Annotated in this window: 25 protein-coding genes; 9 read left to right on the plus strand and 16 right to left on the minus strand. The window is 36.4% G+C overall.

What is annotated here, in order from left to right; translation table 11 throughout:
- Nucleotides 1–23: 23 nt before the first annotated feature.
- Nucleotides 24–1082 carry a UDP-N-acetylglucosamine--N-acetylmuramyl-(pentapeptide) pyrophosphoryl-undecaprenol N-acetylglucosamine transferase gene (locus tag O5633_RS09700; protein ID WP_269609495.1) on the plus strand — a complete coding sequence of 353 codons (1059 nt, stop codon included), beginning with the start codon at nt 24–26 and terminating at the stop codon, nt 1080–1082.
- On the opposite strand, the gene O5633_RS09705 is transcribed toward O5633_RS09700, so the two are convergent.
- The 10 genes from O5633_RS09705 to O5633_RS09750 form a co-directional block, all read right to left on the minus strand.
- Nucleotides 1075–2157 (minus strand): pyridoxal phosphate-dependent aminotransferase, encoded by a 1083-nt coding sequence (locus O5633_RS09705; RefSeq protein ID WP_269609496.1) that lies wholly within the window; start codon nt 2155–2157, stop codon nt 1075–1077. The two genes, O5633_RS09700 and O5633_RS09705, sit on opposite strands and share 8 nt — an antisense overlap.
- 69 nt (nt 2158–2226) lie before the next feature.
- Nucleotides 2227–3384: a quinone-dependent dihydroorotate dehydrogenase gene (locus tag O5633_RS09710; RefSeq protein ID WP_269609497.1), complete on the minus strand. Its 1158-nt coding sequence runs from the start codon at nt 3382–3384 to the stop codon at nt 2227–2229.
- Nucleotides 3371–3856: a ribonuclease HI gene (rnhA, locus tag O5633_RS09715; RefSeq protein WP_269609498.1), complete on the minus strand. Its 486-nt coding sequence runs from the start codon at nt 3854–3856 to the stop codon at nt 3371–3373. Before rnhA ends, O5633_RS09710 begins: the two co-directional genes overlap by 14 nt.
- Before the next feature lie 66 nt (nt 3857–3922).
- Entirely contained in the window at nt 3923–4318 is a 396-nt protein-coding gene (rplL, locus tag O5633_RS09720) for a 50S ribosomal protein L7/L12 (protein WP_269609499.1), read from the minus strand.
- 52 nt (nt 4319–4370) lie between these two features.
- Nucleotides 4371–4898 carry a 50S ribosomal protein L10 gene (gene rplJ / locus O5633_RS09725; RefSeq protein WP_269609500.1) on the minus strand — a complete coding sequence of 176 codons (528 nt, stop codon included), beginning with the start codon at nt 4896–4898 and terminating at the stop codon, nt 4371–4373.
- Between the two features lie 224 nt (nt 4899–5122).
- Entirely contained in the window at nt 5123–5830 is a 708-nt protein-coding gene (gene rplA, locus O5633_RS09730) for a 50S ribosomal protein L1 (protein WP_269609501.1), read from the minus strand.
- Between the two features lie 71 nt (nt 5831–5901).
- Complete coding sequence (rplK, locus tag O5633_RS09735; RefSeq protein WP_269604350.1) at nt 5902–6327, minus strand: 50S ribosomal protein L11; 426 nt, start codon at nt 6325–6327, stop codon at nt 5902–5904.
- Nucleotides 6328–6431: 104 nt separating this feature from the next.
- Nucleotides 6432–7058, minus strand: a complete 627-nt coding sequence (gene nusG, locus O5633_RS09740) for a transcription termination/antitermination protein NusG (protein WP_420063638.1) — start codon at nt 7056–7058, stop codon at nt 6432–6434.
- An 83-nt stretch (nt 7059–7141) separates the two neighbouring features.
- Nucleotides 7142–7384 carry a preprotein translocase subunit SecE gene (secE, locus tag O5633_RS09745; protein WP_269609502.1) on the minus strand — a complete coding sequence of 81 codons (243 nt, stop codon included), beginning with the start codon at nt 7382–7384 and terminating at the stop codon, nt 7142–7144.
- Nucleotides 7385–7455: 71 nt separating this feature from the next.
- Complete coding sequence (locus O5633_RS09750; RefSeq protein ID WP_269609503.1) at nt 7456–10221, minus strand: ATP-dependent Clp protease ATP-binding subunit; 2766 nt, start codon at nt 10219–10221, stop codon at nt 7456–7458.
- Between the two features lie 187 nt (nt 10222–10408).
- On the opposite strand from O5633_RS09750, the gene eno reads away from it, so the two are divergent.
- Nucleotides 10409–11710: a phosphopyruvate hydratase gene (gene eno / locus O5633_RS09755; protein ID WP_269609504.1), complete on the plus strand. Its 1302-nt coding sequence runs from the start codon at nt 10409–10411 to the stop codon at nt 11708–11710.
- Between the two features lie 6 nt (nt 11711–11716).
- On the opposite strand, the gene O5633_RS09760 is transcribed toward eno, so the two are convergent.
- Both O5633_RS09760 and O5633_RS09765 read right to left on the minus strand, forming a co-directional pair.
- Nucleotides 11717–13396 carry an ABC1 kinase family protein gene (locus tag O5633_RS09760; RefSeq protein ID WP_269609505.1) on the minus strand — a complete coding sequence of 560 codons (1680 nt, stop codon included), beginning with the start codon at nt 13394–13396 and terminating at the stop codon, nt 11717–11719.
- Nucleotides 13393–13704, minus strand: a complete 312-nt coding sequence (locus tag O5633_RS09765) for a hypothetical protein (protein ID WP_269609506.1) — start codon at nt 13702–13704, stop codon at nt 13393–13395. Before O5633_RS09765 ends, O5633_RS09760 begins: the two co-directional genes overlap by 4 nt.
- Nucleotides 13705–13973: 269 nt before the next feature.
- Between O5633_RS09765 and O5633_RS09770 the strand changes: the two genes are divergently transcribed.
- Nucleotides 13974–14930: an NAD(P)/FAD-dependent oxidoreductase gene (locus O5633_RS09770; RefSeq protein ID WP_269609507.1), complete on the plus strand. Its 957-nt coding sequence runs from the start codon at nt 13974–13976 to the stop codon at nt 14928–14930.
- 22 nt (nt 14931–14952) lie between these two features.
- On the opposite strand, the gene O5633_RS09775 is transcribed toward O5633_RS09770, so the two are convergent.
- Genes O5633_RS09775 through O5633_RS09785 form a run of 3 tightly spaced genes read right to left on the minus strand, consistent with a single transcriptional unit; the run spans nt 14953 to nt 17954 of the window.
- Complete coding sequence (locus tag O5633_RS09775) at nt 14953–15234, minus strand: P-II family nitrogen regulator (RefSeq protein WP_269609508.1); 282 nt, start codon at nt 15232–15234, stop codon at nt 14953–14955.
- Between the two features lie 9 nt (nt 15235–15243).
- Nucleotides 15244–16239, minus strand: coding sequence for a sodium-dependent bicarbonate transport family permease (locus O5633_RS09780; RefSeq protein WP_269609509.1), 996 nt, complete (start codon nt 16237–16239; stop codon nt 15244–15246).
- A gap of 47 nt (nt 16240–16286) precedes the next feature.
- Nucleotides 16287–17954, minus strand: coding sequence for a SulP family inorganic anion transporter (locus O5633_RS09785; RefSeq protein WP_269609510.1), 1668 nt, complete (start codon nt 17952–17954; stop codon nt 16287–16289).
- 143 nt (nt 17955–18097) lie between these two features.
- On the opposite strand from O5633_RS09785, the gene O5633_RS09790 reads away from it, so the two are divergent.
- From O5633_RS09790 to O5633_RS09815, 6 genes are all read left to right on the plus strand, one after another.
- Nucleotides 18098–19033, plus strand: coding sequence for a DnaJ C-terminal domain-containing protein (locus O5633_RS09790; RefSeq protein WP_269609511.1), 936 nt, complete (start codon nt 18098–18100; stop codon nt 19031–19033).
- A gap of 49 nt (nt 19034–19082) precedes the next feature.
- Nucleotides 19083–20084 (plus strand): porphobilinogen synthase, encoded by a 1002-nt coding sequence (hemB, locus tag O5633_RS09795; RefSeq protein ID WP_269609512.1) that lies wholly within the window; start codon nt 19083–19085, stop codon nt 20082–20084.
- Nucleotides 20085–20131: 47 nt separating this feature from the next.
- Nucleotides 20132–20536, plus strand: a complete 405-nt coding sequence (locus tag O5633_RS09800) for a VOC family protein (RefSeq protein ID WP_269611351.1) — start codon at nt 20132–20134, stop codon at nt 20534–20536.
- A 15-nt stretch (nt 20537–20551) separates the two neighbouring features.
- The gene (locus O5633_RS09805) at nt 20552–22966 is read left to right on the plus strand and encodes an endonuclease MutS2 (RefSeq protein WP_269609513.1); all 2415 of its coding nucleotides are present in this window, start codon (nt 20552–20554) and stop codon (nt 22964–22966) included.
- A 101-nt stretch (nt 22967–23067) separates the two neighbouring features.
- On the plus strand, nt 23068–24057 hold the full coding sequence (gene cgtA, locus O5633_RS09810; protein ID WP_269609514.1) for an Obg family GTPase CgtA: 990 nt from the start codon (nt 23068–23070) through the stop codon (nt 24055–24057).
- Between the two features lie 77 nt (nt 24058–24134).
- Entirely contained in the window at nt 24135–24317 is a 183-nt protein-coding gene (locus O5633_RS09815) for a hypothetical protein (protein WP_269609515.1), read from the plus strand.
- 66 nt (nt 24318–24383) lie between these two features.
- Here O5633_RS09815 and O5633_RS09820 read toward each other — a convergent pair whose 3' ends face one another.
- The gene (locus O5633_RS09820; protein WP_269609516.1) at nt 24384–24602 is read right to left on the minus strand and encodes a CP12 domain-containing protein; all 219 of its coding nucleotides are present in this window, start codon (nt 24600–24602) and stop codon (nt 24384–24386) included.
- Nucleotides 24603–24659: the final 57 nt, after the last annotated feature.

The following is a 24659-nucleotide window of genomic DNA, read 5'->3' on the forward strand; positions in this document are numbered from 1 at the left end:
CCGTGGATAAGGTTATTTAATTTATGCCTCGCCTTTTAATTGCTGCAAGCGGAACGGGTGGCCATATTTATCCTGCATTGTCTTTTGCTGATTCACTTACAAATTCTTGGGAAATTGAGTGGCTAGGTGTGCCAAATAGGCTTGAGATTGAATTGGTTCCTAGAAAATACAACTTAATAAAGCTAAAGGTTGGAGGTTTACAAGGAAATATTTTTAGAAAATTGTTTGATTTATGTAGATTACTCTTCGCTTCTGTTCGAGTATCAATTCTATTACGTCAAAAAAAAATTAACGTTATTTTTACTACTGGTGGGTATATATCTGCTCCTAGTATTCTCGGCGCAAAAATGACTGGCATCCCTATTCTTTTGCATGAATCTAATGCTATTCCTGGGAAAGTAACTAGGTTATTAGGTAGATTTTGTGACCACATAGCGTTAGGAATTCCATCAGCATCTGAGTATTTGTATGGATGTAGAACAAGTTTTACAGGAACACCAGTAAGGTCAGAATTTTTTTTAGATCAGTCTCTCCCCTCTTGGGTGCCTCTGGGAGAGGGAGTATTGATTGTAGTTATGGGAGGTAGTCAAGGAGCAATAAAAATGAATGAGATGGTGAGGAATATCTTGCCTTGGTTACTTGAGAAGGGTTGTAGAGTTGTTCATCTGACCGGTAAAAACGATTGCTTCTATAAAAATGTAGGTGATGTTAATCCACACGCTAATTTGGTTACAAGACAATTCAGTAATGAAATTCCTGCCTTGCTTCGAAATGCTGATCTTGTAATAAGTAGAGCAGGTTCTGGTGCGATTTGTGAATTAATGGTAACTAAGACCCCTTCAATATTAATACCTTTTCCAGCATCTGCCGATCAACATCAAGAGCTAAATGCTGCTTATATGGCTAGATATGGAGGTGCTGTAATAGTTAATCAACATGATCCAGACAAAAATATTTTGAAAAACACTATATCTAACTTGATAGATTCTAATTCGCTGAGTGAAATGAAATCAAATATGAATAATTACGATTACCTTGATTCTGAAAATAAGATATTTGAGATTATAAATTCGATTAGTTAATGTAATCTTTTAGTGTATTAATAATTTGAATATTCTGTTTTCTTTTTTGAAGACTTATTCTGATCCAATTTTCACCTAGATTTATAAATGATCTACAGTCTCTTAATAATATTCCTCTTTTATTTAAATTATTAATAAGATTTAATAAAGAATTATCACTTTTAATTAATTGAAAGTTTGTTGTTGAGGGTAGAGATTTAATAGTAGAAAAATCTGCCAATTTTTCATGTAACCATTTCCCTTCTTCTTCTACCCATTTATGGATTTTATTTGATCTTTTTTTATACATTTTAGAATCTTTCATGATCAAATTAGTTACATTTATTGCTAACGTATTTACTGGCCATGGATCTCTTATCTCTTGCCATTTTAATAATCTATCTGAGTTTGCAACGGCATATCCAATCCTTAATCCAGCAATACCTAGAAACTTCGTTAAACTCCTTATCACTACAAGGTTTTTATGTTTTTTAGTTAAGTCTATTATTGATTGATTTTCACCTCCGGGTGTAAGTGAAATAAATGCTTCATCGCAAATTACAAGTTTATAATTAGCTAGTAAACTTTCTATTGAAGAACGACTCCATAATTGTCCAGTTGGATTATGGGGATTTGTAATCCATAAGACATTAGTTTTTGGTTTAATTGGAAATGGTTGAGGCTTTATATTTGTCCAATATAAAGGTAAAGGACTATAAATAAAAGGTGCATTCCAGCATTTTAAAGCTCTTTGATAGTCTCCAAAACCAGGAGAGGGTAAAGAACTTATTCCATTTAAACTTGCATCTCTTGCGGCCCAAGTGAATAATTCAGAAGCTCCATTACCAGGTAAAATCATTGCAGGGTCAATATTATGCCAGTTTGAAATAGTATTTTTAACTTCAAAGTAACTTCTATCTGGATAAAATCTAATAGAGCCATTACTTATACTATTACTAAGATAATTATTTAACTTTTTAGGTAATTTAAAAGGGACTATTGATGCACTTGCATCAATTATTTTATCTCTAGATAGTCCTAATTTTCTTGATTCTTTTTCAATATTGCCTCCATGAATATCAAAATCTATTTTCATTATATTTAAGACAATATTATTCTAAGTTAATAAGACAATCATAATCATTTATTAAATTAATTTTTATTTTTATTTCCATGGCTCTTCTGAACCGATTACCTCTTTAATATTTTGGAATCCGTGTTTTTCCATTTGCAAGGTTAATCCATCTAAAATTTCAGGAACTAAATATGGTCCCTCAAATATCCAACTTGTATATACCTGAACTAACGATGCCCCAGCTGCAATTCTCTCCCACGCTGTTTTTGCTGAACTGATTCCACCTACACCAATAAGCGGTAAAGCATTATTAGTACTATTTCTAAGCCTTTTAATAACTTCCAGTCCTCTTTTTTCTAAAGGGAGTCCACTCAGACCTCCATTTTCTTGCTCTAAAGTATTTCCAGTTTTGATTATTAAGTTTTTCAGGTTAAATCTATTTAAACTTGTATTGATTGCAATTATTCCATCAATTCCATTCTCATTTGCAACTCTCGCAATTTCATCAATTTCTTCATTTGATAGGTCTGGAGCAATTTTTACAAGCAAAGGAGGACAATTGGATAAATCTTTTAGCGTGCGTATTAACTTTATTATTTGTTTTGTTCCTTGTAATGAGCGAAGGCCTGGGGTATTAGGCGAACTAACATTGATAACGGCATAGTCTGATAAAGGAGCCAATAGTCTTAAAGATAAAAAATAGTCTTTATGGGCTTCATCGAGAGGTGTGATTTTTGACTTTCCTAAATTTACTCCCAGGACACACGGTCTATTCCCTGGCATAGGGATTTTTTGTTTTTCTATAGTGCTTAAGAATTTTTCTGCGCCTTCATTATTGAATCCCATTCTATTCAGTGCAGCTTTTTCTTTTGCAATTCTGAAAAGTCTGGGTTTTGGATTACCTTTTTGGGCATGCCAAGTGATGGTCCCTAATTCGGCAAAACCAAATCCAAAATAATTCCAAAGACCAGCTCCTACTCCATTTTTATCAAATCCAGCAGCAAGTCCTACAGGATTTTTAAAGTTCGAGCCAAATATAATTTGATTTAAGCTTGAATTGCTTCTTTGAAAATCACTTGATGCTTTTAAAAGGATATTAGAAATTATTGGAAAATTTCTATTTAATGACGCAATTTTAATGGCATTAAGAGCTGAATTAGTAAGTATTTCTGCATCAATCCCCTCGTCTTGAGATAGAAGCTGACCAAGCAGAATATTGTAGAAGTCGTTTTTTTTATTCTTTGACAAAATCTTTTAGTTGTATTTTTCGACCTTTAGAAAAAGCTACAGCAATTTCGTCAACTCTATCATTATCTTTTTCTCCGCTATGTCCCTTGACATATTGAAGTTTGATTTTTGGCAGTTCAGGGTGGTCAAGAGCTTTCCATAAATCTTGATTGAGAACTTGTTTACCAGATGCTGTTTTCCATCCTTTTTTTTTCCAATTCGACATCCATTTTTCCATTCCATCAATTAAATATCTGCTATCAGTTTTTATGGTTAATGAAGGGTGAAATTTTATTTTTTTTAATTTTTCAAGAACAAATAATGCAGCCTGTAATTCCATGCGATTATTTGTTGTCTTAGGGCTGAAACCACCAAATTCAACTTCGCTTCCATCCTGGAATCTAATTAATGCTCCCCAACCTCCTGGACCAGGATTACCGCTACATGCACCATCAGTTGCAGCAGCAATGGCAAATTTTTCTTCTTTAGACATAAAAAAACCGGTCTGAATAGACCGGTTTCATATAAGCAGAAAACAGGTGCTTTTCCAGTAACGATTTTATTTTAAAGTTACTTTTCCACCAACAGCTTCAATTGCTTTCTTTAAAGCTTCAGCATCGTCTTTTGTTACTCCTTCTTTGATTGTTTTTGGAGCAGCTTCCACTAACGCTTTAGCTTCGCCAAGGCCTAGACCTGTGGCATTTCGAACTTCTTTTAAGACTTTAATTTTAGATGAAGCGTCAAAGCTTTCTAAAACCACCTCAAATTCAGTTTTTTCTTCGGCAGCATCAGCACCATCGCCACCACCAGCAGCTCCTGGAGCTGCCATGACAACGCCAGCAGATGCGGCAGCAGATACACCAAAAGCTTCTTCTATTTGCTTAACAAGCTCTGAAGCTTCAAGCAAAGAGAGGCTTTTTAATGAATCTAAGATTTCATCGGTTTTTGCAGACATGGTTTAAATCAGCAACTAAGTAAGTAGAAAACAAATTGTGAAACAAGGAGTATCAGCTCTCGCCGCTCTCAGAATGTTGTTTAAGAGACCTTGCAAGTCCAGATGGAACCTCATTTATACCAATAGCGATTTTGCTTGTTATGGAATTCATTGCACCAGCAATTTGTGCCATAAGTGCTTCCTTGCTCGGAAGTTTTGCAATAGCTTTGATCTCATCTTGAGATAAAAGTTTGCCTTCGAAAAGACCTCCTTTAGTCTCAGACTTTTGAGTTTCCTTCTGAAATGCTTGTACAGCTTTAACAGCACTCCCAACATCTCCTTTGATTAAAACAAAGGCGTTAGTTCCAGTAAGCAATGACTCCAAACCAGTCCAGGAATCTTTTCCTTTTATGGCTTGACGCATCAAGGTGTTTTTAGTGACCTTGCAGACGCCATCGCTTTTTTGCAATCTTGAGCGCAAGTCAGACATCTCTTTTGTGGATAAGCCCTTGTAATCAAGAACTAAAGCCATTTCAGAGTTATCTAGTAAACCCTCTATTGTTTCGACGATCTGTTTTTTGCTTTCCAGCGTGCGGCCCATAATAATTGGATCGAATCGGGGGAAGAACTGGACATACGGCCATATTCCCACTTTGGGAATCGAGGCCGCTAACGATTCAATCCAAAAAGATAAAACCCTGCGTATGCCTCGGCGGGTATTACAAATTCTATTAAACGGAAGGTTTAATAGACTCAGACCTGCTGTCTTTGGCTGGGCGCATGCCCTTGTGGTTATACCACCAGGCTAATTTACAACAACAAGGGTCACTTTTCTTTCTGCAAGTCTTGTAATTCGTTGATATCTACTTCTACTGATGGTCCCATTGTGGATGCAATAAAAAAGCTTCTCCAGAATTTTCCTTTTGCTCCGCTTGGTTTATTTTTTTCAATTGTTGATTGTAATGTCTTCAAATTTTCAAGGAGTGCCTCTTCTGAAAAACTTGCTTTACCAAATCGAACATGAACAATTCCTGCTTTGTCTGCTCTGAATTCAAGTTTTCCTGCTTTAAATTCTTTAATAGCACCTGCCAGATCGGTCGTAACTGTTCCTGCTTTTGGATTAGGCATAAGCCCTCTTGGACCAAGCACTCTTCCAAGTTTGGCTACCTTCGGCATCATATCTGGAGTTGAAATTAGAAGGTCAAAGTTCATTTCTCCTTTGTTGATTGAATCAACTAAATCTTCCTCTCCAGCCAGGTCAGCCCCTGCTTTGGTCGCTTCAGACACTTTTTCACCACGTGTAACGACGGCTATTCGTACTTTTTGACCGGTGCCATTTGGCAAGGCAACTGTTGTTCTCAGTTGTTGATCAGTATATTTTGGGTCAATACCTAGTCTTATATGAGCTTCAATAGTCTCATCGAATTTTGCATTAGCATTTTCCTTTACTAGCTTGATCGCTTCAATTGGAGGATATGAACGTTCTTCCACTTTGGAAAGTAACGTTGTCATTCTTTTAGAAAAATTTTTCATGGTTTAGTTGGGGTGCATTCGACTTTTGGTCTCCCCCTAATAAGAGTACGTTTAATAATTTTACGATTTAACTAGTCCTTTATGGAAACTCCCATATTTTTGGCGGTTCCTTCTATAACTTTCATCGCTGATTCAATGCTACTGCAATTGAGATCTGGAAGTTTTGTTTTAGCAATCTCTTCAAGCTGACTTTTACTTATAGAACCAGCTGTTCCTTTAGCTGACTCTCCAGACCCTTTTGCTATGCCTGCCGCTTTAGTTATCAAAACCGAAGCAGGAGGGGTTTTTGTTATGAAAGTAAAACTTCTATCTTCGAACACTGATATTTCTACTGGAATAACAAAGCCTGCTTTGTCTTGGGTGCGCGAATTGTATTCCTTACAAAACGCCATTATGTTTACCCCGTGTTGACCAAGTGCAGGCCCTACTGGAGGAGCTGGATTGGCTTTGCCAGCCTGTAAGGCCAACTTGATCAGGGCTACTACTTTCTTTGCCATCGGCTGAAAAATTAAACTAAGCGGAGAATCTGAAATCAATCAGATTAAATTATCTAATAAACTTAACTCCTAGACTGACCAGACAGCAAAAGGAAATTAAAAAATCAATTTTGTTTGGTTATTTGAGAAAATTCAAGTTCAACAGGTGTTTCTCTACCAAAAATTGATAAAAGCGCCTTGAGTTTGTTTCTTTCTCCTGAAACTTCAATTACTTCTCCTTGGAAATCTTTAAAAGGACCTGAAGTTACAACAATCTGATCACCTTCTTCTACATCCAATTTGACAACAGTTTTCTTTTCAGCTGCTCGTTTGAAAATCCTATTAACTTCTTGCCTGCTGAGAGGACGAGGTTTGATATGTCCGCGAGCTTTACCAGTAGCTCTTCGATCTTCTGCACCAACAAAATTAATTACATTTGGAGTACTTCTTACAGCCATCATTGTGTCTTCATCTAACACCATACGAACTAACACATATCCAGGAAAAACCTTTTCTTTAGTGGTCTGCCTGCTACCGTCTTTTTTTAACTTAACTGCAGGCGTTTGAGGGATTTCTATCTCTATTATTCTGTCATTAACACCAAGAGTGATGGCCCGTTGTTCAAGTGTGGCTTTTACCTTCTTTTCGCAACTTGAGGCAACTTGAATCGCGTACCAACGTGCAATATTTGTTTGAATTTTCTGGTTTGAAAAATATGATTGATCATCCTGTAGAGCTTCTGATCTATCAATTATTTTTGATTCTTTAGGAGGGGTGGTTTCAATTTCTGACACTGGAAAAAATTGTAAGTGGTTTAAAAATTTGGTTAGTTAATTCAGCGAAATATCTGAGTAGAAGCCCATCCATAAAAACGGCTGACAGCAGCTATTGATACTGCTGATAAAGTGACCATTAAAATCACAGCAATAGATTCGCTGAAAAGTTGTTGGCGTGATGGCCATACAACGAGTTTCATTTCATCAATTGTAGAGGATAAAAAACTTTTTTTTAAGGCTGTCTTTTCCTTTTTTGTAGGAATTACCTTTTCTTGATCCTCATTAGAGGTTGGACTTGTCACTTTAGGAAGATTAAAAGGGTGTTACCTTTTAAAACAATGGCTATAAACCTACACTAACTTATTTTGATCGATTAGTTATCTATAAAAAAAAGAAGTTTTTTAGACTCATCATCTTTAGTAGCAACCCTTATTGATTTTGCATCTTCAAAAGCCTCTTCTAAAAGTTTAGTTGCCAGAGGGTTCTCTAATCTTCTTCTAATCACTCTTCTAAGCGGTCTAGCCCCGTATTCAGGTTCATAGCCTTCATCAGCAAGAAATTTTATTGTGTTTTCGTCAACATAAATGTCTAAACCTTGGTGTTTCAGAAGCTTTTGTAATTCATCAAGTTGAAGGCGTACTATTTGTTCTAAACTTTCTGGCTTGAGTGGACTAAATCTTATTACCTCATCAATACGATTCAAAAACTCTGGTCGAAAATATTTTGTAAGAGCTTCGTTAATTTGTTGATCTAATTCTTGTGCAAGAATATTTTTATTTGAATTTTCACTTTGTACTTGAAGTGAATTCTTTAATATTGCTTTGCTAGCAAGATTACTAGTCATAACAATAACTGTATTTCGAAAATCTACTGTCCGACCTTGTGAATCAGTGAGTCTTCCATCATCTAATACCTGCAAAAGGATGTTAAATACTTCTGGATGAGCTTTCTCAATCTCATCAAGTAGCAAAACTGCATAAGGTCTCTTTCTAACTGCCTCTGTCAATTGTCCGCCTTCTTCGTAGCCTATGTATCCAGGAGGTGCACCTAAGAGTCTTGAAACTGCATTTCTTTCCATATATTCACTCATGTCTAGTCTCAATAAAGCGTCCTCCTCATCGAATAAAGAATTTGCTAATGATTTGGCAAGTTCTGTTTTTCCAACACCTGTAGGACCCAAAAAAAGAAAGGATCCTATCGGCCTTCTTATATCCTGCATCCCAGCTCTTGCTCTACGAATAGCAGCTGCGACTGCTTGAACAGCATTTGATTGGCCAACAACTTTTTTCTCTAAGTCTTTTTCTAAATTTAAAAGTTTTTGTCTTTCACCTGATAAAACTTTTCTAACAGGAATACCTGTCCATCTTGAGACAACATCGGCTATGTCTTCTGGATCAACTTGGTCTGTTAATAAGGAATTACCATACTCGTTATCCTTTTGCATAGAAATTTCTATTTCTTTTATCCTTTCTTGGACTTGATAAAGTTGTTCATATTTGAGTATTTCGCCTTCTTCAAAATCCCCTGAGATTTCAGCATCTCGTATTAAATTGTTTAACTCTTCAACTCTTGTCTTTAGATCATCTAATTCAGCTGATTTATCAAGCTGATCTTGCCATTTTTTCTTGATCTGAACTAGCTCAACTACTAGCAATTCTTTTTCTGCTTCAAGATTATTAATAGTTTCTAGTGTGGTCTGTTTGTTTGCGTTTCGGATTGACGATTCTAAATGATTAATCTGAGACTCTTTCTTTTCGATGATTTTTGGCTTTGATGAAGATTCAATTTTTACTTGAGCTGCAGCCTCATCAATAAGGTCGATAGCTTTATCAGGTAGGCATCTGTCGCTGATATATCTATCAGCTAAGCGATTTGCTGTGATAAGTGATTCATAAGTGATAATAACTCCATGATGAAATTCGTAATTTTCTTTCAGCCCTTTTAAAATTTCTAGACTTAAATCTAAACTGGGCTCTTTGATTAATACTTGTTGAAAACGTCTATCTAATGCAAGATCTTTTTCAATCGTACGTCTATAATTCTCAGGCGTTGTTGCTCCAATACAACGTAAGTCTCCACTAGCTAATAATGGTTTTAATAGACTACCAGCATCAGTGTTTGACCTGTCTTTACTAACGATTGTGTGTAATTCGTCAATGAATAATATTACTCCTTTGTCGTTATTGCTGATTTCACTTAATAAGGATCTAAAGCGCTCTTCAAATTGCCCTCGGAATTTAGTTCCAGCTATTAATGCACCAATATCAAGTGAAATTAATCTTAAGCCTTGCAGAGTTCCAGGAACTTCGTTATCTATAATTTTTTGAGCTAATAATTCTGCGACTGCTGTTTTCCCAACACCTGGCGCACCAATTAGTACTGGATTATTTTTGCCCCTTCGAGATAAAACTTTTGTAATTGCTTTTATTTCAGATTCTCTACCAATCACAGGGTCTAATTTCCCATTTTCAGCTTCTGTTGTCAGGTCTTTGCAGTATAAATCTAATGCACTCGGAGTTTGATTAAGTTTTAAAGGTTCTTGTTTTGATGTGAGCTCTTCTTTAGTGATAGGAGTAAGTGGCTCGGGGTCAGAATTCTTTGAAGTGTTTTTGGTTGATACAGAGGACCTTGAATTTTTGTGTGGTCTATCTTCTCTTTGAGGAGTTGTAATTCTTTTTGATTGTTTAAATGATTTAGGTGCTGGTAGCCGTCTTAATTCAGCTTCAAGAATTTCACTAGGGAGACCTGCTTGATAAAAAAGATCTACTCCTAATCGATTGTCTCTGCCAATTGCGATAAGGATGTGAGAAATCTCTATTTGATTAGATCCCCATCGAGAGCGGAAATCATCAGCTGTTTCAAGAAGAATTTCTAGATCTTCTCCAATAAATAAGTCTGATTGGTTGTTGATTGGAAGTTCAGCGATAAAGTTTTCTAAAATTTCATTTATTTCTTCATGGTTTACAGGTAAGGATTTTGTATATTTCTGAAATTTTTTATTTCTAAAAAGTACTTGAATAATATGTTCAACATCTAAATTCTGATGTCGCCATCTTCTTGCTGTTTGTTCAGCTATTAGTAAAAGACTCCAAGCTTCATCGCTAAAAGAATCGGGTTCTGTAGTTAGACTTCCATTCATTTTCGATTAATTTTGATTCAAAGTGATCATTTGCCTTCTGAATTTTGATTGAGACCTTTTTATCGATACGTGTATTCCTTGTTAAGACGAATTTGATTGATTAGGTCTTGGAAAGCAAGCTAGATTAGCAATTCAGGAACATATGGGAATAATGTAGTTCATAAGATCTAAAAATCATCTTAAATTCGTGGCTGACTCTCTAGAACTAGTAATTGATACCATTATGGCCCGAGAAGTATTGGATTCTCGAGGGAATCCAACCGTAGAGGCTGAAGTCCTTTTGGAAGGAGGCGCTATTGGACGTTCGATTGTTCCAAGTGGCGCAAGTACTGGAGCCCATGAGGCTCATGAATTAAGAGATGGTGGGAAACGTTATTTGGGTAAAGGAGTTATCAAGGCTGTTGGTCATATAGAAGAAACTATTGCTCCTGCTCTATGTGGCCTTTCTGCTTTAGATCAAGCCACAGTTGATTCGGTAATGAAACAACTCGATGATACAAACAACAAATCAAATCTTGGTGCAAATTCAATTCTTGCTGTCAGCATGGCCACAGCAAGAGCAGCGGCTAATGGATTGGGTTTACCTTTGTACAGGTATTTAGGTGGACCAATGTCATCTCTATTGCCAGTGCCATTAATGAACGTCATTAATGGAGGAGAACATGCTGCAAATAATTTAGATTTTCAGGAATTTATGTTGGTTCCTCATGGCGCTGAAAGCTTCAGAGAAGCATTAAGAATGGGAGCTGAGGTTTTTCATACGCTCAAAGATTTATTGAGTCAGAAAGGTTTATCAACTGCTGTTGGTGATGAAGGAGGATTTGCTCCAAATCTTGAAAGCAATAAAGCAGCAGGTGAACTTTTAATGCGAGCAATTGAAAAGGCTGGATTTAAACCAGGGGAGCAAATCTCCTTAGCTTTGGATGTTGCAAGTACGGAGTTTTACAAGGAGGGTCAATATTTTTATGGTGGGAATTCCTATTCCAGCGAGCAAATGGTTGAGGAATTGGCTGAGTTAGTTAATTCATTCCCAATCATTTCTATTGAAGATGGATTGGCTGAAGATGATTGGGATGGTTGGAGCTTGCTTACGAAAAAACTTGGCAAAAGTGTGCAATTGGTTGGAGATGATTTATTTGTCACCAACACACTGCGTTTACAAAGAGGTATTGATGAGAATATTGCAAATTCAATATTAATAAAGGTTAATCAAATAGGTTCTCTGACTGAAACACTTGAAGCTATAGAGCTTGCCTCAAGATCAAGTTATACAACTGTCATAAGTCATAGAAGCGGAGAAACCGAAGATACAACTATTGCTGATTTATCAGTAGCAACTAAATCTGGTCAAATTAAAACAGGCTCATTGAGTCGGAGTGAAAGAGTTGCGAAATATAATCAATTACTTCGTATTGAGGATGAGTTAGGTAGTCAAGCAACATATGCTGGTCTTGTCGGATTGGGACCAAGAGGAAGCTTTCAGGGTTGATTTTGATTATTTAATGCCTTTTCTTGTTTGAAAATTATCTAAACGACTTTCGCTTCTCATTTTAAACTTTAATTTAATCCAGCTGATAGCCAATGGGAATCCAACAATAACTGGTATCAGAAATAAAAAAGGCCTATTAGTTGAAGCTAGTAAAGCTGAGGATATTGCGAGTGAGCCGAGAAGAACAGAATTACCTAATGATTGTTGAGCATTAATCATTCTTCTTAGTTGTCTGTCTGATTCACCCATTCGCACTTGAAGTTGCAAGTCGCCTTGCTCAAGTTTTTCTAAATTTTCATCCAAGCGTTTTGGCAACCCAACAGCTTTACTACCTATTTCAGTAACTTGTCTTCCTAGTTCATTTAATAAGTCATTAGAGTCTGGGTTTTTGGTAGTCATTAGAGGGAGAAGAAAGGGTTTTGCTATCGCTATTAAGTTGAATTCTGGGTCTAAATATCTTCCAACTCCTTCAAAAGTTGATAATGCTCTAAAAACAAAAATCAACTCTATTGGTATTCTAAAGGGTTTCCCATAAGCAAGTTCAGATATATCCCCAGAGAGCTTTTCTATGATTTGAGAATTAAATGGAGGAGTGAGGGCTTCGTTTAACATTATTCTTATTAATCTTCTAACTGGACCTATTTCCACATCTTTCTCTATTAATCCAGCGATTTGAAGTTCTTTAACTAGTCCACTAACATCTCTAAGCGCTGCGGCTTTGATCATTGAATTTAGCCTACTTCTAATACGCTCAGAGACAAAACCCATCATCCCAAAATCATAGTAAATAAGAGAACCATCCTTAGAAACAGCGAGATTGCCGGGATGAGGATCAGCATGGAAAAAACCGTAATCAACCAATTGTTTTAAATAACTTGTAGCTCCCATCTTTGCGATTAAAGAAGTATCAATATCATTACTTTTTAGAGATTTAATATCATTTATTTTGATTCCTGGTAGATACTCCAAACATAAAACTTTACAGGTGCTTAAATCCCAAAATACACTTGGGATTAAAATATTTGAGTCATCTATAAATTGTTGTTTAAATCTTGCAGCATATTGAGCTTCTATTCGAAAATCTAGCTCTCTGAGTAATACTCTTCTAGACTCCTTGGCGATACCTACCCAGTCATTACCTCGACTTAAAGACTTTATTCTTTGGACTACTTTTGCAACTTGATTCATTACATCTAAGTCAAGCCTGAAAAACTTTTCTATGTCTGGTCTTTGAACTTTAAAAATAACATTTTCTTCATTAATTAATCTAGCTTTATGAACTTGAGCAAGCGATGCTGAGCCAATTGGAATTTCATCAATACTTATAATTTTTTTATATGAATTTCCAAGTTGTATGGTTAATATTTCTTGAACTTTTTCAAACGCAAAAGGTGGAACTCTATCTTGTAGAGAGGTAAGCTCATTTACCCATGCAGATGGTATAACATCAGCTCTTGCAGATAAAAGTTGGCCTAATTTTATGAATGCTGATCCAAGATTAACTAGTTCTTCTGTAATCCATTTTGCCCTTAAAGTATTTCTTTTTTCTCTTCTCTTAGCGGTATATCCTTTTAAATAAGTCCATTTTTTAGAATCAAACCATAAATAAAAAAGTAAACCTAATAATATTGTCCAAATCCTAAGGGCTCTACAAAATCTTTGAAGTTGACTAGCTAAAAATATCAATTTTTCCCCTCAATATCTTTATTGATTTCGATAACCTTTGATCTGAGATTATCTATTTGGATTTGAATTAAATCTTCTTTACTTAATTGTTCCTTAGAACTTTTTTCTTTTGATGCATTAGTCTTTTTTTCTATTCTTTCAGATTCTTCAATAACCTCTGCTTTAAAGCTAGACCATTCATTTTGGAGCTTTTGAGGAAATTCTTCAGCAATTTCTGTGAATTCTTGCGCAGAATTGATCACTTTCTCAGTTATCCGTGCTGCTATTCTGTTCATGGCAGCTTTTAGCAGTACTTCTGAATCGCTCAATGATTTAATTAATCAGCTTTCACTTTAGAAGATATAAGGTTTTTTGTGTCTTCGGATTGAAACTATGTATGTGCAGATTTGCTCTTAATCAATCGAATCTATTTAGAAGATTGTTTGTTATCGCCTAAGTTAGTTAATTTTCATTAGAGTTAAAGAATACAAACGTTTGATTTGATTTGGGTTGAAAGTTTAATCTATTAACCCTAGTGATTTCAACCCATTCCTCTCTCTTCTTGAAAGAGAGCAAAACCTACTAAGAGAATTTTCCATTGGAAACCATTGAAACCGATGTTGTCATAGTTGGAGGTGGACCTGCTGGTTGCAGTTGTGCGCTTTACACCTCCAGAGCAGATTTAAGAACAGTAATTCTCGATAAGAACCCTGACGTAGGCGCGCTAGCAATAACACATCAAATTGCCAATTACCCAGGTGTCTCGAGTGAAATGAGTGGAGAGGCTTTGCTAAAACTTATGAGAGATCAGGCCACTCAGTATGGGGCTGATTATCGCAGAGCCCAAGTTTTTGGAATTGATTCCAGTGGTGACTGGAAAACTATTTATACCCCAGAGGGAACTTTTAGGTCAAAAGCACTAGTCGTTGCAAGTGGTGCAATGGGAAGGCCAGCATCATTTAAAGGTGAGGCAGAATTTTTGGGTAGAGGAGTTAGCTATTGTGCGACTTGTGATGGAGCGTTTTATAGAGATCGTGAAGTCGCTGTTGTTGGTATTAATAAAGAGGCAATCGAAGAAGCAAATGTTCTTACAAAATTTGCCTCTAAAGTTCATTGGATAACATCCAATGATCCAAAATCAGATGATCATCATGCGCAAGATCTTTTGTTGAAACCAAATGTCAACCATTGGAGTAAGACGAGGTTAATGCAGATTGAAGGTAATGATTCGGGGGTAACAGGTATTAAGGTTAAGAATCGTTCCATTGATACGCATCAAGATATTGCTCTTGAAGGTGTTTTTGTTTATATGAGTGGTTCTAAGCCTATTACCGACTTTCTAGGTGAACAGGTCGCTTTTAAAGAAGATGGCGGAGTTTTGGTGGATGACTTTATGTCGACAACAGTCGAAGGAGTTTGGGCGATTGGCGACATCAGAAATACTCCATTTAAACAAGCTGTTGTTGCAGCATCGGATGGATGTATAGCTGCTATGGCAATAGATAGATATTTGAATAGTCGTAAATCAATTCGTGTCGATTGGGTTCATGCTTAGATCACTTAATCAATAAGTGTTTTTAAAGAGGAGTTGCTTCAGAAACATATGCAACACCTCCATAGTAATTAAGAACAGTTTTTATATTTTCTCGTATCTTGTCGATTATCTCTTGCTCACAAAAAATAATTACGTGTGCATTAGATCCAAATCCAGTGAATTCCATGTCTTCTGTGACAATTCTTTCTGGACCTCTTCCTGTGGCATGTTTCATGACCGTATAGCCAGGAACTTCAGCTTCCTCTAATGCTGAGAGAACATCATCTAGTTCTCTCTCACTAAAAATCAAGTCAAGTCTTTTCATGAAATTAAGTTACCCAATTGATGGAATCATTGTGTTTACTAAGCCCATATATACTGGTATACCTATGATTATGTTAAAGGGAAAAGTTAACCCAAGAGTGGTTGAAATGTAATAACTAGGTCGAGCTTCAGGAACAGTCATTCTCATGGCTGTTGGAACAGCTAAGTAAGATGCGCTAGCACATAGAACTACAAATAAAAGGGCATTGCCTGGATCTAAATTTAAAAATCTAGCTACTACTGAACCAAGTATTGCATTCACTATTGGCATGAATATTGAAAACATAACGAGAAAGGCACCAGTCTTATTTAGACGAGCGAGACGTTGAGCAGCCACAATTCCCATGTCAAGAAGGAAAAAACATTCTGCGCCGTAGAACAATTCACCTGTGAAAGGTTCCATTTTTTTAATGTCAGATGGATCAATAGCTGATGTTAAAAAACCTATTAGAAGGCTTCCGAGTAATAAATAGACAGAACCATTTAACATCGACTCATGCAGAATTGATCCCCATTTCATTTTCCTTTTTATGGGCCTATCTTTGGAAGCTCCAAATTTGACTAATAGAAGGCCAATTATTATTGCTGGAGATTCCATTAGTGCTAAAGCTGCAACCATGAATCCATCAAAAGGTATATTTTGACTTTCTAGAAAGCTTTCAGCAGTTATAAATGTCACTGCACTTATTGATCCATATGCTGCTGATATTGCTGCTGCATTAAAAACATCGAATTTCAACCTAAGTACTAAAAAGCAAATAAGTGGTATCAATAATGACATGAATATTGCTGCTATCACAGTTGGTAGAACTGGATAACCAAAGCCACTTTTTTGAAGCTCAATTCCGCCTCTGAAGCCTATTGCAAGTAAAAGATATAAAGAAAATAATTTTGGTAGCGGAGCTGGAATCTCAAAATCAGATTTTAATGCGTATGCAATTGCACCCAAAAAGAAAAAAAGTATTGGTGGACTTAAAGCATTTTGGATGAAAAGGTTTTGTCCCATTTCTTGTTAGTTCTTAAAAGCTATCAGTCATATAAGGATATTGATTGTCAACCATTTAGGCTGTCAATTGCAGCTGTGAGTGCTTCTTTTCTTGTACCAATTACATCAACTCCAAATTTAGCAAGTCTGTCTTTTACTCTTCCTGTTGCACCAGCAACATATGCTTTCCTTGAGTTGTTTATCGCTTCCTGAACCATATCTTCTATTGCGAGAGTTGCAGTAACTCCGAGCCTGGGAACATCAGTTATATCAAGAATAAGAACTTTATAATTTCTTACAAGCATCATTCTTTCAGTAATTCCTTTTGCTGCTCCAAAACTAAGTGGCCCTTTTAATCTGAATAGCATTACTTCTCCAGCACAACGATCTAAAAGTGCTTTTTCATCTGAGGGGAGTTGTGCATTTGCTGCATTGCTATTCGATGATGAATCAAATGGGTTGTCAGCTTCCATTCCCTCTAATTGAGTCTCTGTAATGGAATCGATTGTGAGCATATTTGCTATAAATACACCAACTAGTACAGCCCAAATCAAGTCCCAGAAAACTGTCATTAAAAGGACTCCATACATCACACTTGCGGTTTTAAGCGAAAGTCTATGAGCTCTTAATAAAAATCCCCAATCAATAATGCCTAAGCCAACTTTTATTAAAATTCCTGCAAGAAGAGCTGTAGGAATCTGAGCGGCTAGAGGACCAGCACCAACTAGAACGAATAGCAATACAATCGAATGAACCATCCCTGAAATTGGGGTGGAACCTCCAGATTTGACATTTATTACTGTTCGCATAGTTGCCCCAGCTCCAGGCAAACCTGTAAAAATACCAGCTACTGCATTTCCAATTCCTTGTCCAATTAGCTCTCTATCAGAATTGTGCCTGGTTTGAGAAATATTATCTGCTACAAGAGATGTAAGAAGGGAGTCAATAGCACCAAGAACAGCAAGGACTAGTCCAGCTTTAAGAATTATTGGGAAGAAATTATCAAAGCTTGGGTCTGGGAGACTTAAAGAAAGCCCACCCTCTGGTATTGCTCCTATTCTGTCTATGGAACTATCACCAAACAGAACTATTGATAAAGGAGTAACTATCAATAATGCTAAAAGAGGAGAAGGGACCCATTGACTTATTTTGCGGGGGGTCAGAAACACTATCGCAAGTGTCATTACTGCAACTGCTATTGCAGCCCCATTTGGTTCGAAATTGTTAACTAGAGTTGAAAGAGATTCTAATACTCCTCCTCGAGTTGATATCCCAAGTAAAGGTCCTATCTGAAGAGTAATTATGATTACTCCAATTCCAGACATAAAGCCTGAAACTACTGAGTATGGAACAAGTGTTATATATTTACCAAGCCTTAGTAGGCCAAATAATATCTGGAATAATCCTCCAATGACTACCGCGGCCATTACTAAAGGAAGAATTTCGCCAGCAGATAAATCTCTAGGTACTCCTACAGCTGCCAAGCTGGCAACTACACCCGCAACCGTTACGCTCATCGGCCCGGTTGGTCCACTTACTTGTGCAGGCGTTCCTCCAAATAAAGCAGCGAGGAAGCCAACTACTACTGCCCCGTAAAGACCGTAAATAGCGCCTCCAGGGCCAAGTGCAGCATTACCAAACGCTAAAGCTAGTGGCAGTGCAACAACAGCAGCAGTCAAGCCGCCTAATACGTCACCTCTAATATTTTTCAGGTGAAAGCCATTAATTAACGCCAATCGACTCTCCTAACTTGATTTGACTTGAATAAGCCTATCTCTTCAAGGTTCCATTAAGATCTGGAATCTCTACTTTTAAATACTTATATTGAATAGAAATCATTGAAAAGATTGATTTTTACTAAGAAAGAAGCTTGATTTCGATGGCATTAGATGGTTTTAAGGATTATTTCAAAATCCTTGGCATTAGTAGAAATGCTTCAGATGAAGATATCAAAAGTGCTTTCAGGAAACTTGCTAGAAAATTTCATCCTGATTTACATCCACATGATGAGAGGGCTGAGTCGAAATTCAAAGAAATAAATGAAGCTTATGAGATTCTTTCAGATGAGGATAAAAAAAAGTCTTATGAACAATTTCTAAATTATTGGTTTAAAAATATTGATGGAAAATCGAGAGATTTTCATAGGGAAAATGATGATCAGAGCTTTGATGAATATCTAAATTTCGATGATTTTTTGAGTGATTTAATTGGAAGATTTAGTGAGGTTGGTAAAGAAATTTACTCAAATATATCTTCAGATAAGAATCCTCAATCTTTAAATCTTAATGCTGAATTTAATTTGCAGATTAGTTTTTTTGAAGCTTTGAATGGAGCTAAAAAGAATCTTTTAGTAAATGATGAACGTATTGAGGTGGAAATTCCAAAAGGAATTGAGACAGGATCAAAAATCCGTATTAAAAATAAGGGTAATATACAGTCTGGGAAAGGGAAAAGAGGAGATTTATTGATTGAAATCAGCATTAAATCTCATCCGATTTGGAAAGTTAAAGGTTTAGATGTTTATGCAGATTTACCTATCTCTTTAGATGAATTAGCTTTAGGCACAAATACTTGGGTTGCCTCTCCTCGAGGAGATAAATATTTATCAATACCTTCTGGAAGTTTACCTGATCAACAAATCAGATTAAAAGGCCAAGGATTACATAACTTAGATACCCAAGGAGATTTGTTTTTTACTCTAAAATTAAAATTACCTGAAAGCTGGTCAGATGATGAGTTGAGACTCATTGAAAAGCTTAGATCTGTTCGAATAGATGAACCTCGTTCAAGTTGGTTCGATCAGGCTAGGACTTAAAGGAAGTAAAATCTAGTTATCTCTAATGTAGTTATCTCTATTGGTCAATATGGATCTTATTTATCGGCCCCGTCGTCTTCGTAGAACAAATTCTTTAAGAGATATGGTTAGAGAGAATAGTGTCTCTGCCTCTGACTTTATTTATCCTCTTTTTGTTCATGAAGGTTCAGATATTCAAGAAATACCAGCGATGCCAGGTGCATTTCGCTGGTCAATGGATGGATTGGTTGATGAAGTTAAACGTGCTTGGAATCTAGGTATTAGATGTGTCGTTCTATTCCCAAAAGTTCCTGACGAGCTAAAAACAGAAGATGGAGTTGAATGTTTTAATGAAAAAGGTTTAATACCAAGGTCTATTGAAAGATTGAAAATAGAGATACCTGAAATGTGTGTCATGACCGATGTCGCTTTAGATCCTTATTCTTGTGATGGTCATGATGGAATAGTTAGTAATCAAGGAATAATTTTGAATGATGAAACCGTTGATTATTTATGTAAACAAGCTGTGGTTCAAGCACAATCTGGAGCAGATTTAATCGGACCTAGTGACATGATGGATGGAAGAGTAGGAGCTATAAGAGAAGCTTTAGATGATGAAGGTTTTGAACATGTAGGAATAATTAGTTACACCGCAAAGTATTCATCTGCCTATTACGGGCCTTTTAGAGAAGCTTTAGATTCTGCTCCCAGATCATTAGCAAATAAGCCTATCCCGAAAAATAAAAACACCTATCAGATGGACCCAGCGAATGCTAGAGAAGCTATAACAGAAGCTCAACTTGACGAACAAGAGGGATCTGACATCCTAATGGTCAAACCTGGTTTGGCTTATTTAGATATTATTTATCGTTTAAGGGAAGAAGCAGAATTGCCAATCGCTGCTTATAACGTTAGTGGGGAGTATTCAATGGTCAAAGCTGCTGCACAAAGAGGTTGGATAGATGAAAAGGCAATCGTTTTGGAAACTTTATTGAGTTTTAAAAGAGCTGGAGCAAATCTAATTCTTACATATCATGCGTGTGATGCCGCAGGATGGCTAAAAGAACAATAGAGTTAATTAAAAAAATTGTTAAAAATTTCAATTTTCAATCAAAAGTAATGCTAGAAAAAAAGTCTGACTTAAATATTGAAAGTGTTCATCGCCTCGGCCATGTAGCTATAAGAGTGGATAATGTTGACAGGGCTAAAAGTTTTTACTTGCGCTTAGGAATGAAGCTTGTTTGGGATGACCCTGATTGGTGTTATTTAGAGACAGGAGAGAATAAAGATGGCCTTGCTTTGCTTGGCCCGGGCTATAAAGCTGCTGGTCCACATTTTGCATTTCATTTCACTAATAGGGATGAAATAGAGAGAATTCATGATTCTCTAAAAAATCAAGGTGTAAAGGTTGGCGCTTTGCATGATCATCGAGATGGAACTTCTTCTTTTTATTTGAAAGATACAGAAGGTAATTGGTTGGAAATGCTTTATCACCCATCAGCAGGAATTCCAACAAATCAATAGACTTTAGGTAGACGAATGGGATTTAAAATAAATCATGATGATTCTGAAAAAACACAAATAATTATAGAATCTTTGGAGTTGCTTGAATGGCCAACTGTTTGTAGCCATTTGTCTACATTCGCGGTTACCCAACAAGGTCGTAATAGATGTGAAAGCTTTGATTTGCCATTAGATATATCTCTTAGCCAGCAGCTATTGTGCCAAACATTAGAAATTGGATCATTGGACATTTCTCTTGATGGAGGAATATCTTTTGAAGGTGTTCATGATTTGGAAAATATTCTTTTGATATGCTCCAAAGGTGGTGTCGCCATAGGTGAGGATTTATTAAAAGTAGCTGATACTTTAAGAGCTGCTAGAAAATTACGAAAACTAATATTTGATCAATTAATCCGTCCACGACTCTCTGAATTACTAAAAGACATTGCAACTTTGCCTGAATTGCAAAAACTCCTTGAATTTGGGCTGGATGAAGGTGGGCGAATTGCAGATCGTGCTAGTCCAAAACTCTCTGAATTACGACGCTATAGGAATTCGGTACGTCTTCAAAGAAAAGATATTCTTCAGGATATCATCCGGAAATATAGTGGATTACTTCAAGATAATATTATCTCAGAGAGGTATGGAAGACCTGTCTTAGCATTTAAAGCTGGTACTTCTGACCAGATTAAAGGAATGGTTCATGATAGTTCAGCTTCAGGAAATACGATCTATGTCGAGCCACAAGTTGTCATATCAATAGGGAATCGTTTGGCTAAAATCGATTCTGAAATCTCAAATGAAGAGAGGAGACTTTTAGCTAATTGGAGTAAAGAGGTTGGTTTTAATGCTGATGTAATAGCTCATTTAGGAGAGATTCTTTTGCAGATTGAGTTTGCATTGTCACGAGCACGTTACTCTAAATGGCTTAATGGGGTACCCGCAATTCTTGATGAACAAGAAAATACATTATTTGAGATTAAAGATTTTCGTCATCCTTTATTAGTTTGGAATGATTTTCATGAGAAAAAAAATACGGTAGTTCCAACTAGTTTTGATGTTCCATCTGATTTGAAAGTTGTTGCAATTACAGGTCCTAATACTGGTGGCAAAACAGTTGCTTTGAAAAGTATTGGTCTAGCAGTTTTAATGGCAAAGGCAGGTTTACTTTTACCATGTACAGGTTCACCAAGATTGCCTTGGTGTAAAAATATTTTAGCTGATATTGGTGATGAACAGTCATTGCAGCAGAATTTATCTACATTTAGTGGACATATCCTTCGTATAAGTCGAATACTCGATGCCATAGCTTCTTTCCCTGGTACGACTCTCGTTCTATTAGATGAAGTTGGAGCAGGAACTGATCCCTCTGAGGGTACAGCTTTAGCCATGGCTTTGTTAAAGATCATGGCGGATAGAGCACGATTAACTATTGCTACTACTCATTTTGGCGAATTAAAAGCTCTGAAATATAGTGATTCAAGATTTGAAAATGCTTCAGTTTCTTTTGATAGTGAAACAATAAAACCAACCTTTCATTTGCAATGGGGAATTCCTGGCCGAAGTAATGCAATTGAGATTTCAAAAAGACTTGGTCTTGATTTGGATGTGATAAAACGTGCTCAAGAGTTTATCAATCCTGCAAGTGTTGATAATGTTAATCAAGTTATTAAAGGCCTAGAAAAACAACGAGAGCGGCAACAATCAGCAGCTGAAGATGCCGCGGCTTTATTAGCAAAAACTGAATTATTACATGAAGAATTACTTGATAGTTGGCAGAAACAACGTCAACAAACGGAAAAGTTTAATGAACAAGGAAGGTTCAAATTGGAGTCATCAATTCGAGAAGGTCAAAAAGAAGTTAGACATTTGATTAAACGATTGCGTGATCAAAATGCTAGTGGTGAAACAGCAAGAAAGGTTGGTAAACGATTACGACAAATGGAGAAGGGATATCGAAGCCATAGGCAGATTCCGCATAAGCCGGGCTGGGTTCCCAAGATTGGAGACAAAGTCAGATTGTCTTCTATAGGTAAAGCAGGTGAAATAATTTCTTTCTCAGATGATGGAATGCAATTAACAGTATTATGCGGAGTTTTTCGAAGCACAGTTAGCTTATCTGCAGTAGAAAGTCTTGATGGTCAAAAAGCGGAAGTAAATACAACTGTGAAAGTAAAAACTTCGCAAGTAAGAAAGAATTTTTCTTTGGTTCGCACTAAAAAAAATACTCTAGATGTAAGAGGTTTACGAGTACATGAAGCCGAGGGGGTAATTGAAGAAAGGTTGAGGAATTGTTCTGGTGCATTGTGGGTTATTCATGGAATTGGTTCTGGGAAACTTAAAAAAGGTTTGAGGAAATGGTTAGATTCGCTTTCTTATATTGAGAAAGTAGCCGATGCAGAACCTCATGACGGCGGTCCAGGATGTAGTGTTATATGGATGCTTGAATAATTTTGAGGTGAAAAATTATCAAAAGTCACTTCAAATTCTTTAATTTAGCAAGTATGAATTTAAGAATTATTATTTAGTTTATTGGTCATATATATTTCTAAATGCAATTTATTGATCAGGCCATTATTGATGTCAGGGCAGGTTCAGGTGGTGATGGCATCTCTGCTTTTAGAAGAGAAAAGTATGTTCCAGCAGGTGGACCTGCGGGTGGAGATGGAGGACAAGGAGGAAATGTTGTTTTAGAGGCTGATGATAATTTACAAACTCTTCTGGATTTCAAATTTCAGAAATTAATTTCTGCTGAGAATGGTCATAGAGGTGGTCCTAATAGATGCACTGGAGCATCAGGAAAAGATACCGTACTTAAAGTTCCATGCGGAACAGAGGTCAGACATCTTTCTACAAATATCATTTTTGGTGACTTAACTCACAAAGGACAGCAACTGATTGTCGCGTTTGGTGGGAAAGGAGGTTTCGGTAATGCTCGCTATCTATCAAACAGTAATAGAGCTCCAGAAAAATTTACTGAAGGGAAAGTTGGTGAAGAATGGTCATTGCAATTGGAATTAAAACTTCTAGCAGAAGTTGGAATTATTGGTTTGCCGAATGCAGGTAAAAGCACGCTGATTTCTGTACTCTCCTCTGCAAGACCAAAAATTGCTGATTATCCTTTTACAACTTTAATACCTAATCTCGGAGTAGTAAGAAGACCCTCAGGAGACGGAACAGTTTTTGCAGATATTCCTGGTTTAATTTCTGGCGCCTCAAAAGGTATTGGACTAGGGCATGATTTTCTCCGACATATTGAAAGAACAAAGGTTTTGCTTCATCTAATTGACTCAGCATCAACCGATCCGATAAATGATTTCAAAACTATTAATGAGGAATTAACTTCTTATGGTCATGGTTTAATTTCTAGGCCTAGAATTTTTGTTTTAAATAAGAAAGAACTATTAAGTGAGAACGAAATTAAAAAACTTCTAAATAAAATTGAGAAATTAACTGGGAAAAAGGTACATATAATTTCTGCAGTAACGAAATTTGGTCTTGATGATTTGCTTAGTTCTATTTGGAAAGAACTTGGATATTAATTAATTGTTATGAGTGAATCATACCTACTTGTCTTACAGTTAATTTTTGGTCATAACTGAGAAGAGTTTTTAAAATTATGGATTTCTACAGTTGTTTCGATGGACAAGGAGAAATTATTGCTCGTTGCCAGACTGATCAAGATATTAATGTTCTAAGAAAAATGGGTAGACCTATCGCCAAGGTAAGTCAAATGAAAAGCGAGGAGGCAGTTGTATGCTCTTTAACTGGCAGCCCTTCAGATTTTAATATGGATTATTAATTGATTTAAAGAAAACAAAAAGGGGGCAATTCAAATTCCCCCTTTTTTTCTTTTTTTTTCAAGATATTAATCGTCGTATACTAAGCACTCTGGTTCATCAGGGTTAGCGTCGCAGAAAAGTTCAAGCGCATTTGGATCATGCTTGTCTTCAGGATGATGTTCTTTATATTCCTTAAGTGAATTAAGTTCGTCTTCTAAGTGATGGAGCTTAGATTCGTTTCCCTGAGCTTTGGCTTGTTGGATCTCAGATTCATCCTTTTTAATATGCTCGTCAATGGTTTTCATGGCTTCTTGTAAGAGCAGGATAATTTGATTTATACAATAATTATGATGGAGCAATAA

Source organism: Prochlorococcus marinus str. MIT 1013 (genome assembly GCF_027359395.1).
Classification (GTDB): domain Bacteria; phylum Cyanobacteriota; class Cyanobacteriia; order PCC-6307; family Cyanobiaceae; genus Prochlorococcus_B; species Prochlorococcus_B marinus_E.